At 42.7% G+C, this 15,141-nt stretch carries 6 protein-coding genes and 1 pseudogene; 2 read left to right on the forward strand and 5 right to left on the reverse strand.

Going from position 1 to position 15,141, the window contains the following annotated elements:
• Positions 1–288: 288 nt before the first annotated feature.
• Positions 289–675, forward strand: a complete 387-nt coding sequence (locus GBI66_RS18400) for a carboxymuconolactone decarboxylase family protein (RefSeq protein WP_151717073.1) — start codon at positions 289–291, stop codon at positions 673–675.
• Positions 676–825: 150 nt separating this feature from the next.
• Here the strand turns inward: GBI66_RS18400 and GBI66_RS18405 are convergent, their stop codons facing one another.
• From GBI66_RS18405 to GBI66_RS19875, 5 genes and pseudogenes are all read right to left on the reverse strand, one after another.
• On the reverse strand, positions 826–1,716 hold the full coding sequence (locus GBI66_RS18405; RefSeq protein WP_151717074.1) for a LysR family transcriptional regulator: 891 nt from the start codon (positions 1,714–1,716) through the stop codon (positions 826–828).
• Between the two features lie 20 nt (positions 1,717–1,736).
• A complete protein-coding gene (locus tag GBI66_RS18410) occupies positions 1,737–2,462 on the reverse strand; it encodes an AraC family transcriptional regulator (protein ID WP_151717077.1) in 726 nt (241 codons plus the stop codon).
• Between the two features lie 181 nt (positions 2,463–2,643).
• Positions 2,644–3,027: an outer membrane protein assembly factor BamE gene (gene bamE / locus GBI66_RS18415; protein WP_151717075.1), complete on the reverse strand. Its 384-nt coding sequence runs from the start codon at positions 3,025–3,027 to the stop codon at positions 2,644–2,646.
• A gap of 75 nt (positions 3,028–3,102) precedes the next feature.
• Positions 3,103–12,615, reverse strand: coding sequence for a YadA-like family protein (locus tag GBI66_RS18420; protein ID WP_228267307.1), 9,513 nt, complete (start codon positions 12,613–12,615; stop codon positions 3,103–3,105).
• 76 nt (positions 12,616–12,691) lie between these two features.
• Positions 12,692–13,747, reverse strand: a pseudogene (locus tag GBI66_RS19875) (ESPR-type extended signal peptide-containing protein); the annotation flags it as partial.
• A gap of 263 nt (positions 13,748–14,010) precedes the next feature.
• Between GBI66_RS19875 and GBI66_RS18430 the strand changes: the two are divergent.
• The gene (locus GBI66_RS18430; protein WP_005184891.1) at positions 14,011–15,093 is read left to right on the forward strand and encodes an AraC family transcriptional regulator; all 1,083 of its coding nucleotides are present in this window, start codon (positions 14,011–14,013) and stop codon (positions 15,091–15,093) included.
• The last annotated feature ends 48 nt before the right edge of the window (positions 15,094–15,141 follow it).

Genomic DNA, 15,141 nt, shown 5'->3' on the forward strand with positions numbered 1-15,141 from the left:
GAAAGAATTTAAAATTGGCGCAATTGTAGCAGATTTCTAAAATATATTTTTCGATTGTTGATATATCTTAAGTTATCCACAAATTAACGCTCACTTAGTTCTAGAGTTGCATGTTCAGATTCATCGAGGTATCTCATCTTAGGATGAATAAACCTGAATCACTGCCCTTGTGAAATTGAGAACATCATAGTCAGTCTCTATGACTTTAGCTCATACAATGATTGAGTTAGGATGAACAGATGTCAACGGACAACCCCAATCTTTTTCCACAGCTAGAAGAGTAAAAATATGTCACAACAAGATTATGAAAATGGATTAAAAATTCGTACAGAAGTGATGGGAGAATCTTTTGTAAAACGTGCTCAAGACAATACCGTGCCCTTTACTCAGCCCTTACAAGACTGGATCAATGAACATGCTTGGGGTTCAACTTGGCAACGTGAAGGCGTATTGCCACGCAAATATCGTTCTCTTATTACCATTGCATTTTTAACTGCCCAAAAAAGTCCAACAGAGCTTAAAGGCCATGTCCGTGGTGCATTAAATAATGGTGCGAGTGTTGAGGAAATCCAAGAGGTTTTGCTTCACAGCCTTCCTTATTGTGGCGCACCTGCAACACAAGAAGCCTTTAGAGCTGCGCTGGAAGTCATTACTGAATATCAAAAAGAAATGTAGATCACCAACGTCACTGGCTACAATTGAAATTATAGCCATACAAAATCATCTCATTAAAAGCCCTTATTCCAATTTGGGCTTTTAATTATTATCCGAATAATTCTACTCAATAAAAAATAGAGAAATAAAAACTAAAAAACATGGTTATGTTCAAGGATTAAAATAATGATTTTTTACAACCTCAATAAAAGCATTTGCTTCATCCATACTTACATGTTGAGCCTTCGCAACGCCCACTTGCAAATATAGCGAAAAGTCTTTCAACTCAACAATTTCTAATCCTTTTTTTTCCAAGATAGACTGATCAAAGAAAGATCTTGGGTACAACCCTAGCCCCTCACCATCCAAAATACTTTGTAGTTGAAGATCTACGCCAAAAATTTCTTTATTAATATAAAAACCCAGCTTTCTTTCATATAACGTTTTAGCCAGACTTTCTCTAAAACAGCAACCATCAGGATGAAGCACCCACCCTCTTTTGCTACACATTTCCAAACTTTGATATTTGCGAGCCTCTCCTTTCTTTGCAAGAACCACGAATGGAAGCTGACCGACTTCGAAGAATGCGATATTAGTTTTCAAACTAATATTAGATGGGATCATCAGGGCAGCTAAATCTATTTCACCTTCATAGACTTGCTTCACCAAGCTACAGCCCCATCCACTATAAATGTCGATTTCATAATATGGATTAAGTTTTTGAGACTCATAAATTACATAATCCAAGATATCATCAATAAATGTTTGAGCAATTCCGATTTTAATATTCTTTTTAACAATCTCACCGTTCTCGATATGAAAGTTTTTAAGTGACTCAAGTTGCCTCAATATAAAACAACTTTTCAAATAAACTTTCTTTCCTAAACTTGTTAATTGTAAAGGTCGTGTCTTTCGATTAAATAACACACCTTTAACAGCACCTTCCATATGGCCAATTCTTTTCGTGACAGTAGATTGATTAACACCCAATTTTTCGGAAGCAATAGTTATGGACTGATGATCAACCACGTATATGAAAGTTTTTAAGTCCCTAATATCCAAAACTTTATACCTCCATTGAATTATTTTAAATGTTTCCTAAACTGACAAGGGGAACATCCTGCCCAACTTTTAAATGCACGTGTAAATGCACTATGTTCTGTATACCCCAATGTATATGCAATGTCAGATAGCTTAACATCTTCATTTTTCAATAAAGTCAGTGCTTTTTCATGTCGCTTTTGTTTTACCAAAAGCTTAAATTCTTTGCCTTCATTTCTTATTTTTTTAGATAAAACTCGAGGTGTTAGTCGCATTTTCTTTGCAACTTTGATTAAATATGGTTCTCCCTCAGATAAAATATTATTAATTTGAATGTTTACTTTTTCAATAAAATCTATTCCACCTTTGCTCTTATGTATATATGATGCCAAAAAAGCTTCTAAATAGATCTCATCAAACTTCTTGCAAACTGTAATAGAGTTAAACAAGTCACTCGAATATAAAGAATCCTTATAAACATTATCTAATGTCGATTCGAGTATGCAATATTTATCTTCAATATCAAGGCTATCAATCAAATATTTCATACCGTGAAAAAAATCATTAAGCAAAAAATCCTGATTAATGACCTCACACTTATAAACAAGAATAATTCTAAAATAATCTAAAGATAAACGATCAATAAGGGAAAGAAACTTATCAACATCAAAAAGAAAAAAGATAACCGCATGTTTTAGATCTTTATTTCCGACTTCAATAATATGCAGTTTTATATTTTTTTCACAATGTGAAAAAGTATGAAACATATTATCCATCTCATGTGTCAACTCTTTAGAGATTAACAAACTTCGGCATTATTTTTTTAACATATTATATCTTTTAAATAATCATTTTAGGAAAATTAAACAGAAAAGCCAAATATTTGCCTCATCTGCTCAATTACCGTGAAAAACCTGTCAGCCATGACTCATGCAGATTGCCTCTTGGCTAAACACTACTTATTTGACACGTATCACCTTTCCAAGCGAGGCTTTCGACTAGATATTTCTGATTAAAATCAATACGTAACTGGCAACGGTTATACTTCTGTGTATTGGGTACGCGCACATCCAGTACATAATTCCATGTTTTGACTCCGATTAAGCCTTCATTAAAATGTGGATTGCCTAGAATATGCCGTATCTGGTCTTTATTTAGCCCAGTATCGAGACGAGCTATATTGCTGTATTCATAGCGTTTCACCACGTTCAAATCACTTTCGCTCGGCTCTGGAAACACAACTTTTTGGGACTGTTCTGTCGCAGCAATCACCTGATTCTGGGAAATACTGCCTACACAGAAAAATACGATTAACGTCATGATTTTATTCATATCATTATTCTTTCTTAATTATGATTGAAAACTAGGGGGAACTTAATGATCCCCCCGTGAACTCAAAATGAGTAATTAATCAATTACGCCACTCAAGCCAAGACGGAAACTTGGATCACCTTGTGACGCTGCTGCAACACCACCAGTCAATGACCAGCGTCCGTTATCTGCGGTCTTACGTAAAGTCGCGCCAAATGCATTTTCTCCACCATGATAAGCAGCACCAACCGCATAGGTATATTTACCTGCGACAAAAGGTGCTGCTTCTAACGCAATAGCAGCAGCTACACCAGCATTGGCTTTTTTCTCTACATCATCAATTCTGCGATTGGTATCATAGAAAGCTTGTTGCATTTGATCGCCTAAATTTGTGATGCGGTTATCGAGTGCCTGATCAGCTTGATTCAGAGCCCCCAGTGCATCACCAACATTGTTATAATTACTACCCGCAACATTGTAAGTCGGCCCTTTCCATCCTTTCTCAGGATCATAACCAGCTCCTCCTCCTAAGGCTGCACCCACATCCTGATACGATTGATGTAACTGGCTACCATTGATTGCATCTTTTGAAGCACTATGAATTGCTCCATCTGCCACGCCAGTCACTTTCTTACCACCTGCATTAATGCCATCCGTGGTCATGCTCGGACCCGCTTCTCCTTTCGGGCCAGTAATACTGATACCACCACCTGTAATGTTAGTCGTACCTTGATCGCCAGCAACTGTTACTTGGTTCGCTTTGACATCTTTCGCTGTAACACTATCTACAGTGATGTCTTTGGCTAAACCTACCTCGTAGTCTTTGCTTCCATCTGCTTTGGTCGTTTCATTCACCTTGATGTTGCCATCTTTGTTGCTTACCGTAGATTTCGCGGCTTGGGCATCTTGTTTCACTGAGGCAATCGCATCATTGATGTTGTTATGACCTGTTCCACCTACGTTGCTGGTACTGATCGTTCCATCTGGATTCACTGTGGTATTGCCGCCTACAACGTTTTTCACACTGTCCGCAACATCATGCAGTTGACCGCCATTCACAGCATCTTTCGAATCTTTGGCAACCTCTCCATCCGCTACACCCGTGACTTTCTTGTCTCCTGCATCAATGCCGTCTCTGGTCACACTTGGACCACCATCAATGTGTAAACCATCTCCATCGACTTTAGTACCACCAGCTGTAACACTGTCGACCTTAATGTCTTTAGCTAAACCAACCTCATAGTCTCTGCTACCATCTGGTTTGGTGGTTTCATTCACACTGATATTGCCATCTTTATTGCTCACAGTAGACTTCGCGGCTTTCGCAGCATCACCTACCGCACCAATGGCATCATTGACGTTGTCCTTACCAGTTCCACCAATATTACTGCCACTTAACGTGCCATCAGGATTCACTGTGGTATTGCCACCAATGATGTTCTTCACGCTGTCCGCTACACCATGTAACTGACTGCCATTAATCGCATCTTGTGAGTCTGCTGCAACTCGGCCTGCCGCCACACCAGTAATGACCGTATTTCCAGCATTGATACCAGCTGCTGTAATACTTGGTCCAATGTTCGCGCCCGAAGTATCAATAAAGCTCAAACCGTCTTGATTGATCAGTGTTCCTTTGCCTTCTTGATCTTTCAGGCTGATTCCTTTGGCACCATATTCAGCTTCGTTACCTTCTCCATCTTTGACTTGAGTTCCAGTCGCAGTTAGTACGGTTTCATTGCCTTCATCGTCGGTCGCGGTAACGCTGTCAAACTTCACATCTTTGGCGGTAGCGACTTCATAGTTGGTACTGCCATCCGCATTTTTAGACTCAGTCACAACAATGTTTTCACCTTCTTTGACTGTGGTTTTTGCAGCTTTTGCCGCATCGCCTACTGCGCCAATGGCATCATTGATGTTGTCTTGACCTGTACCACCAATATCAGGATTTGTATATTGTCCTGTTGCTGGATCATAAGTGGTGTTGCCACCAATAATGTTCTTCACACCCTCGCCTTGAGCGTGTAATTGACTACCATTGATTGCATCGGTTGAATCCGCACTCACTGTACCTGCTGCAACATTGGTCAGCTTTTTACCACCAGCATTAATACCGTCTCTGGTCACACTTGGGCCGTTAGTAATGCTTAAACCATCGTTGTTAATCACAGTATCGCCTGCGGTGACGCTGTCCACTTTCAGATCACGATTCAGGCTGTATTTGATGTCATTGCCTTCTTTCGTTACTTGTAAGTTTTCTTCACCATCCGCTGTACCGATATCAACCGTGTCGCCTGCTTTCACTGCAGCTGCATTTTCTCCATTACTTTGTAAAGTCCAGCCTTTATCTAATGCTGTGATCGCATCACCAACATTGTTAATGCTATCGCCATTTACAGTGTAGTTCGGCTTGCTGACCGTGCCATCTGGATTAACCGTTGAACCGCCACCTAAGGCATCTGCAACACTTTGCGCGTTGTTCGCCAATTGACTGCCGTTGATGGCATCAGTTGAGTTTGGATTGACATCACCCGCTGCAACACCACTGATCTTGCCTGTCGTACCATCAATGCTGACATCACCGACTTTGACATTGTTAAACTCAACATCGTCTGCAGTTGCAACGGTGTAAATGGTTTGTCCATGTGCACCTGTTTCGCTTTCGACTGTCATGTTTTTGCCAGCTTCAACTTCTGTTTTCGCTGCTACTGCCTGACCACGTACTGAATCAATTGCATCGTGAATATTATTCTTGCCTGTGTTACCCACATTGCTGGTGGTCACTGTTCCATCTGGATTCAATGTGGTTTCACCACCAATCGCATTCTTCACACTGTCCGCCACACCATGTAACTGGCTGCCGTTAATGGCATCTGTTGAATCCGCTGCAACATCACCTGCGCTTACGCCACTGATTTTGCCTGTGCTACCGTCAATGCTGACATCACCCACTTTAACTGTGTCAAATTCAACATCGTCTGCGGTGGCAACGGTGTAAATAGTTTGTCCATCTGCACCTGTTTCGCTTTCGACTGTCATGTTTTTGCCAGCTTCAACTTCCGTTTTCGCTGCCGCTGACTCCGCTGCAATAGCATCGGCAATGTTTGCGTAACCTTTGTCATTGACTGTGAATGGTCCATTCAGCTTGCCACCTTCATTGGTCACACCACCACCAATAATGTCACCAACTGTATCCACGCTGTCATTTAACTGACCACCATTGACTGCATCTTTGGAACCCGCTGCAACTTCTCCATCTGCGACATTGGTAATTTTCTCACCACCCGCATCAATACCTGTACGGCTCACGCTTGGTCCAACTGGCGCACCAGATGCATCGGTAAATGCCAGACCAGTACCATTTAGAATTGTGCTATTACCTTGCACATCTTTAATGGTCGTACCAGCTGCTGTTGTTGCAGTACTGTTGCCTTGAGCATCTTTAACAATGGTGCCACCAGCAACCATCCTGGTTGAGTTGCCCACAGCATCTTTCACTTCAACACCGCTGTTATCCAAACGGGTATTACCTGCTGTTACGCTATCCACTTTCAAATCACGATTCAGGCTGTACTTAATGTCATTGCCTTCTTTCGCCACTTGTAAGTTTTCTTCACCATCCGCTGTACCAATATCAACCGTGTCACCTGCTTTTACTGCAGCTGCATTTGCACCATTGCTTTGTAAGGTCCAGCCTTTATCTAACTCAGTGATTGCATCACCAACGTTGTTAATTTCGTTGCCATTTACGCTGTAATTCGGTTGGCTAACCGTACCATCTGGATTAACCGTTGAACCGCCACCTAAGGCATCTGCAACACTTTGTGCGTTGTTCGCCAATTGACTGCCATTGATTGCATCAGTTGAGTCTGGATTCACATCACCCGCAGCAACACCACTAATTTTTCCAGTGGTGCCATCGATCGTAACGTCACCTACTTTAACTGAGTCAAACTCAACGTCGTCTGCAGTTGCAACATTGTAGATGTCTTGGCCGTCATCACCCGTAGTCTTGGTTACGGTAATGTTCTTACCTTCAGTCACCTCAGTTTTCGCTGCTGCGGCCTGACCTCGAACCGAATCAATTGCATCATGGATGTTGTTTTGTCCTGTATTACCCACATTGCTGGTGGTCACTGATCCATCTGGATTTAATGTGGTTTCTCCACCAATCGCATTCTTCACACTGTCCGCCACGCCATGTAACTGGCTGCCGTTAATGGCATCGGTTGAATCCGCTGCAACATCACCTGCGCTTACGCCACTGATCTTGCCTGTGCTACCGTCAATATTGACATCACCAACTTTAACTGAGTCAAACTCAACATCGTCTGCGGTTGCAACCGTGTAAATGGTTTGCCCATCTGCACCTGTTTCGCTTTCAACTGTCATGTTTTTGCCAGCTTCAACTTCCGTTTTCGCTGCCGCTGCCGCTGAATCTAGCTGGTCTTTATTAACCGCATCAGTTCCTTCTGTACCTGCGGCAACATTACTGATCTTGTTTCCAGCAACATCAATCCCTGACTTGGTCACACTTGGGCCATTGGCAATGCTCATACCGTCGTTGTTAATCACCGTATCGCCTGCGGTGACGCTGTCCACTTTCAAATCACGATTCAGGCTGTACTTGATGTCATTACCTTCTTTCGCGACTTGTAGGTTTTCTTCGCCCTCTGCTGTACCAATATCAACCGTATCACCTGCTTTTACTGCAGCTGCGTTTGCACCATTGCTTTGTAAGGTCCAGCCTTTATCTAACTCAGTGATTGCATCACCAACGTTGTTAATTTCGTTGCCATTTACGCTGTAATTCGGTTGGCTAACCGTACCATCTGGATTAACCGTTGAACCACCACCTAAGGCATCGGCAACACTTTGCGCATTGTTCGCCAATTGACTGCCGTTAATCGCATCAGTTGAATCAGGATTCACATCACCCGCAGCAACACCACTAATTTTTCCAGTGGTGCCATCAATCGTAACGTCACCTACTTTAACTGAGTCGAATTCAACGTCGTCTGCAGTTGCAACGGTGTAAATGGTTTGTCCATCTGCACCTGTTTCGCTTTCAACTGTCATGTTTTTGCCAGCTTCAACTTCCGTTTTCGCTGCCGCTGCGGTTCGACCCAGTGAGCCAATCGCATCATTAATGTTGTTTTCGCCAGTACCACCAATATCAGGGTTTGTATATTGCCCTGTTGCTGGGTCATAGGTTGTATTGCCACCAATGATATTTTTCACACCCTCGCCTTGAGCATGTAATTGACTACCATTGATTCCTTCAGTTGAATCCGCACTAACAGTCCCTGGGGCAACATTAGTAAGTTTCTGACCGCCCGCATCAATGCCTGACTTGGTGACACTTGGACCATTGGCAATGCTCATACCGTCATTATTAATAACAGTATCACCAGCAGTGACGCTATCCACTTTCAAATCACGATTCAGGCTGTACTTAATGTCATTACCTTCTTTCGCCACTTGTAAGTTTTCTTCACCATCCGCTGTTCCAATATCAACCGTGTCACCTGCTTTTACTGCAGCTGCATTTGCACCATTGCTTTGTAAGGTCCAGCCTTTATCTAACTCAGTGATTGCATCACCAACGTTGTTAATTTCGTTGCCATTTACGCTGTAATTCGGTTGGCTAACCGTACCATCTGGATTAACCGTTGAACCGCCACCTAAGGCATCGGCAACACTTTGCGCGTTGTTCGCCAATTGACTGCCATTGATCGCATCAGTTGAGTCTGGATTCACATCACCCGCAGCAACACCACTAATTTTTCCAGTGGTGCCATCAATCGTAACGTCACCCACTTTGACATTGTTAAATTCAACATCGTCTGCAGTGGCAACATTGTAGATGTCTTGGCCGTCATCACCAGTAGTCTTGGTTACGGTAATGTTTTTGCCTTCGGTGACTTCAGTTTTCGCTGCTGCCGCCGCATTGTCTAACTGGTCTTTGTTGACGGCATCTGTGCCTGCGACACCTGGACCGACATTGCTAATCGTGTTGCCTGCCGCATCAATGCCTGACTTGGTGACACTTGGACCATTGGCAATGCTCATACCGTCATTATTAATCACAGTATCACCAGCAGTAACGCTATCCACTTTCAAATCACGATTCAGGCTGTACTTGATGTCATTGCCTTCTTTCGCCACTTGTAAGTTTTCTTCACCATCCGCTGTTCCAATATCAACCGTGTCACCTGCTTTTACTGCAGCTGCATTTGCATCATTGCTTTGTAAGGTCCAGCCTTTATCTAACTCAGTGATTGCATCACCAACGTTGTTAATTTCGTTGCCATTTACGCTGTAATTCGGTTGGCTAACCGTACCATCTGGATTAACCGTTGAACCGCCACCTAAGGCATCGGCAACACTTTGCGCGTTGTTCGCCAATTGACTGCCATTGATCGCATCAGTTGAGTCTGGATTCACATCACCCGCAGCAACACCACTAATTTTTCCAGTGGTGCCATCAATCGTAACGTCACCCACTTTGACATTGTTAAATTCAACATCGTCTGCAGTGGCAACATTGTAGATGTCTTGGCCGTCATCACCCGTAGTCTTGGTTACGGTAATGTTTTTGCCTTCGGTGACTTCAGTTTTCGCTGCTGCCGCCGCATTGTCTAACTGGTCTTTGTTGACTGCATCTGTGCCTGCGACACCTGGACCGACATTGCTAATCGTATTGCCCGCAGCATCAATGCCTGACTTGGTCACACTTGGACCACCTGTGATCGTCATACCGTCATTGTTAATAACCGTATCACCAGCAGTAACGCTATCCACTTTCAAATCACGCTTCAGGCTGTACTTAATGTCATTGCCTTCTTTCGCCACTTGTAAGTTTTCTTCACCATCCGCTGTTCCAATATCAACCGTGTCACCTGCTTTTACTGCAGCTGCGTTTGCACCATTGCTTTGTAAGGTCCAGCCTTTATCTAACTCAGTGATTGCATCACCAACGTTGTTAATTTCGTTGCCATTTACGCTGTAATTCGGTTGGCTAACCGTACCATCTGGATTAACTGTTGAACCGCCACCTAAGGCATCGGCAACACTTTGCGCGTTGTTCGCCAATTGGCTGCCATTGATTGCATCGGTTGAGTCTGGATTCACATCACCCGCAGCAACACCACTAATTTTTCCAGTGGTGCCATCAATCGTAACGTCACCCACTTTGACATTGTTAAATTCAACATCGTCTGCAGTCGCAACATTGTAGATGTCTTGGCCGTCATCACCCGTAGTCTTGGTTACGGTAATGTTCTTACCTTCCGTCACCTCAGTTTTCGCTGCTGCTGCCGCATTGTCTAACTGGTCTTTGTTGACTGCATCTGTGCCTGCGACACCTGGACCGACATTGCTAATCGTATTGCGCGCAGCATCAATGCCTGACTTGGTGACACTTGGGCCATTCGCAATGCTCATACCGTCATTGTTAATCACGGTATCGCCTGCTTTGACGCTATTCACATCTAGGTCTTTTGCCAGTTCAATCGCAACCTTGCCATCTTCAACCTTCGTGGTGATATTGCTATCTGCGCCAACAACTTCAACGGCTTCACCCAGTTTCTTCTGAACAGTGCTGCCATCTTGTGCAGTTAAACCAAAGCCTTTATCTGTTAAATCTTGACTGGATTTATCCAATTGGCCTTTGTTTACTGCATCACTATCAGCCACACCATCGGCAACATTGCCAATCGTCTTATTGCCCGCATCAATGCCATCTTTGGTAACGCTTGGACCACCTGCAATGGTCATCCCATCGTTATTAATAACCGTATCACCAGCTTTAACTGAGTTAAACTCAACATCATCTGCGGTTGCAACATTGTAGATGTCTTGACCGTCATCACCCGTAGTCTTGGTTACGGTAATGTTTTTGCCTTCGGTGACTTCAGTTTTCGCTGCTGCCGCCGCATTGTCTAACTGGTCTTTGTTGACTGCATCTGTGCCTGCGACACCTGGACCGACATTGCTAATCGTATTGCCCGCAGCATCAATGCCTGACTTGGTCACACTTGGGCCATTCGCAATGCTCATACCGTCATTGTTAATCACGGTATCGCCTGCTTTGACGCTATTCACATCTAGGTCTTTTGCCAGTTCAATTGCAACTTTACCGTCTTGAACTTTGGTGGTGATATTGCTATCTGCGCCAACAACCTCAACGGCTTCACCAAGTTTCTTCTGAACAGTCGTACCATCTTGCGCGGTTAAGCCAAAGCCTTTATCTGTTAAGTCTTGACTGGATTTATCCAATTGGCCTTTGTTCACTGCATCACTATCAGCGACACCATCGGCAACATTGCCAATCGTCTTATTGCCCGCATCAATGCCATCTTTGGTAACGCTTGGACCGCCTGCAATGGTCATTCCATCGTTATTGATGACCGTATCGCCTGCTTTAATTGAGTTAAATTCAACATCATCTGCGGTTGCAACATTGTAGATATCTTGACCATCATCACCCGTAGTTTTGGTAACGGTAATATTCTTACCTTCGGTGACTTCTGTCTTCGCTGCTGCTGCTGCATTATCTAATTGATTTTTATTAACGGCATCGCTTCCTGCAACACCATCTGCAACATTACTAATGGTATTTCCTGCCGCATCAATGCCTGATTTGGTCACACTTGGGCCATTCGCAATGGTCATACCATCGTTGTTAATAACCGTATCACCAGCTTTTACACTATCCACTTTTAAATCGCGATTCAGGCTGTATTTGATGTTATTGCCGTCTTTCGCCACTTGTAAGTTTTCTTCGCCATCCGCTGTACCAATATCAACGGTATCGCCTGCTTTGACTGCGCCAGTATTTGCACCGTTGCTTTGCAGGTTCCATCCTTTGTCTAATTCAGTAATCGCAGCACCTACGTTATTTACGTCCTTGCCATTTACGTTATAGGTTGGGTTAGTCACTGTACCTGTATCTGGGTCATAGGTAGAACCTCCACCAAGACTAGCCGCAGTGGTATCCCCTTGTTCATCGACAATATCTTTTAGACTTTTTAATTGACGAACATTCACCGCATCTGTATCAGCCGCACCATCAGATAGATTCTGAATACGACGTTCGTTACCTGCTGTTCCGACTGAAACGACAGACGTTGGTGCGGCTGTTCCTGTAAGGAACCCTGCACCACTTGCTGTACTGGTCGTGCTGCCTGAACCTAATGCAACATCATCAGCATTGTTTGCTACAGCATTTGAACCAAGTGCAATACCACGTGCAGCTTTTGCATTCGCTGTATCACCAAGGGCAATTGAGCCAGCCTGTTCTGCTCTAGAAGCATTGCCTAGAGCAACTGAACCTTGACCAATTGCTTGGTTTTCATTCCCCAGTGCAACTGCTCCATCAGCCGCTGTATTACCTGCAGTGTCACCTGCAGCTGTATTATTACGACCTACAGCTACCGCGCCATTACCATTGGTTGTATTCGGATCACCAATCGCAACCGCGCCATCACCTCGAGCCCTTTGACCACGACCAATCGCAACAGCACCGCCATCTGCACTTGCTGAGTTGGCTGTCGTACCATCTGACCCCAATTGCAACGTTCTGACCAGTACTACCCGTCGTAACCCCATTACCCATTGCAATATTATTGCTACCACCACTGGCAGTGGCTGCATTACGGCCCACTGCAATATCGTTATCACCTTGGGCATTCGAACTATCGCCAACCGCAACAGAAGAGGCTCCTTGCGCACTTGCCTGATTGCCATATGCAGATGCATTATTCCCTGCAGCATTGGCTCGACGGCCTACCGCAGTGGTTTGGTTAGCTGTCGCGTTACTCGTTGTCCCGATAGCAACAGCATCTGTACCAGATGCCGTTGCTGCGGTTGCTGTATCCTGATTATTTGATGATGCTGTAGAGTTACCAATTGCAATCCCTCTTACACCACTGACTAGAGCCGAGTGTCCCACTGAGATACCCGCAGTTGCACCCTCTTCAACAGTTGCGGTGTTCCCTAATGATATCCCATAATTCGCATCAGCATAGCTTTGACGGCCCATTACAATAGCTGTACCACCACGCGATCGGTTATCCGTGCCAATAACAACACTAGAAGCTCCAGTTACGGCCTCATTCCCGATACCAATCGCCGTATTATAACCTGGTCCACCAAGAAGATTCCCTTGTCCAATCCCAACATTATGAAAGGTACCACTTCCTTCTGAGACATTACCTGTACCAAATAAAGAGGCGCCACCAGTATTCGAGATTTTATTGTTTTTACCTACAGCTGTTGCAGAAGATACAATACCGGCTGGACCAGTTGGATAATTGTTACTCCCTGTACCGCGGCGGTTAACTAATCCCTGACTATTACTCCCAACAGGTCCGACACTATTGCCACAACCGACAGCAACACCATTATTGCCATTTACGCTCGCTTGACCATCACTACCACACTGCGATTGTGTAGGTGAAATAGCCATACTGTTACCACTACCATTATTACTGACGGCTCCCCCGCCGGTATTGGTGGCTGCAAAGACATTACCTGTAAAAAAAACAGAACTAATGGTCAGTGCAATTAAGCTAGGTTTAAGTTGATATTGCTTATACTTTTGGATAGATGAAGAAGTGACTGTTTTTACTGATGTATTTGTCACTAAATTACGTTTTTTTGTGACGCCTCGTGCGTTCTCTGAAACCACTGTCCATAGACTTAAGCTTTTGTTCCAGACCAATCTGTATATTTTATTCATGAAATAAGTGCCTATAAAAAGGATTCAAGCACCTATAAATCTAAGTAAACAAAGTCTCCATCCACTTAACAATTAATACGAATTTTTAACAATTCCATCACTTTTTATAAAAAAATCACCAATTATTCCCACAAAGAATACTAATAAACACTTCTATCAAAAAAATTTAACAAAACAGGACTTTTGACAGCAAATTCTTAAAAATATATTTAGCTGCTGTATAAATATTTTTAGACTCATATTTTATTTTTATCACGGAAAGCATGAAAAAACAACCACTTAGCATCTATAATGATTATCTAAAAATACTTGTAGATACAGCGACTACATTTGGAGTCCCTAAAAGCGAAATCATTCGGTATTGTCAAATTCCTTTATCCTTACTTACTGATAACAATAATAATGATCGGATATTTTTCGACCAGTGGATCGATATTGTCACTCGACTGTTAGAGCTAATTCCCAATAAAGGACTTGGCTATCAATTCGGTTTAAATTGTAAATTAACTGTACACGGCGCACTCGGATTTGTACTGATTAGTAATAGTACAATCGGTCGAGTTTTAATTGATATGCAAAAATACTATAGTATGCGTATCCATAAAATGGATTTATCCATTCTAAACAAAAACAACAAAATCATTCTTCGACTTAATCCCCTCTACCAATTACCAGCGCATATGAATGAAAGCAGAAAGAATATCGTCAATAAATTCTTTCTGGAAAGTGCGCTTGTCGATATTACAACCAATTTACAAATGATCACCAATTATAATCTCACTGGTGTAAATATTAATGTTGCATGGGATCAGGAAGATTATCATTTACTTTATGAAAAACGGCTCCCTATTATTCACTTCAATCAAGACCACAATCAAATTAGTTTCGATCTTAAATGCTTGGATCTTCCCCTAACCTTTAGTTCTTCAACGGCTTATGTGCTTGCAATGGAATTGGTCAACAAGGAATATCTTTTTTATCAAGACCAAGACAATAAAATTATTTTAAAAGTGAATCAGCAACTTAAGTTTACACCTGGTCTAGGTTTTCCGAGCTTGGTTGATGTTGCAAGTAAATTAAAAATATCGGAAAGAACACTAAAGAGAGAACTCGCCAATTCAAATACAACCTACTCTTCACTGCTGCAATCCAAGAAATTTGAACTTGCGAAAAAACTTATCGATTCAAATCGAAACATCCAAGAAATCTCAGATTTGCTGGGTTATAGCCATATTAGTGCTTTTTCAAGAGCATTTTTTGGCTGGACAGGGAAAAAACCAAGTGAATATATTCGAGAACAAAGAATATCAATAAAAAATTATTATCTTAAAAAGAATAAATATTAAATTAATCGCACTTCCGCCCAACATTATAACCCTTAAAAATATACATTT

Origin of the sequence: Acinetobacter sp. TUM15071 (assembly GCF_008980925.1) — a bacterium.
In the GTDB taxonomy this organism is placed as follows: domain Bacteria; phylum Pseudomonadota; class Gammaproteobacteria; order Pseudomonadales; family Moraxellaceae; genus Acinetobacter; species Acinetobacter dispersus.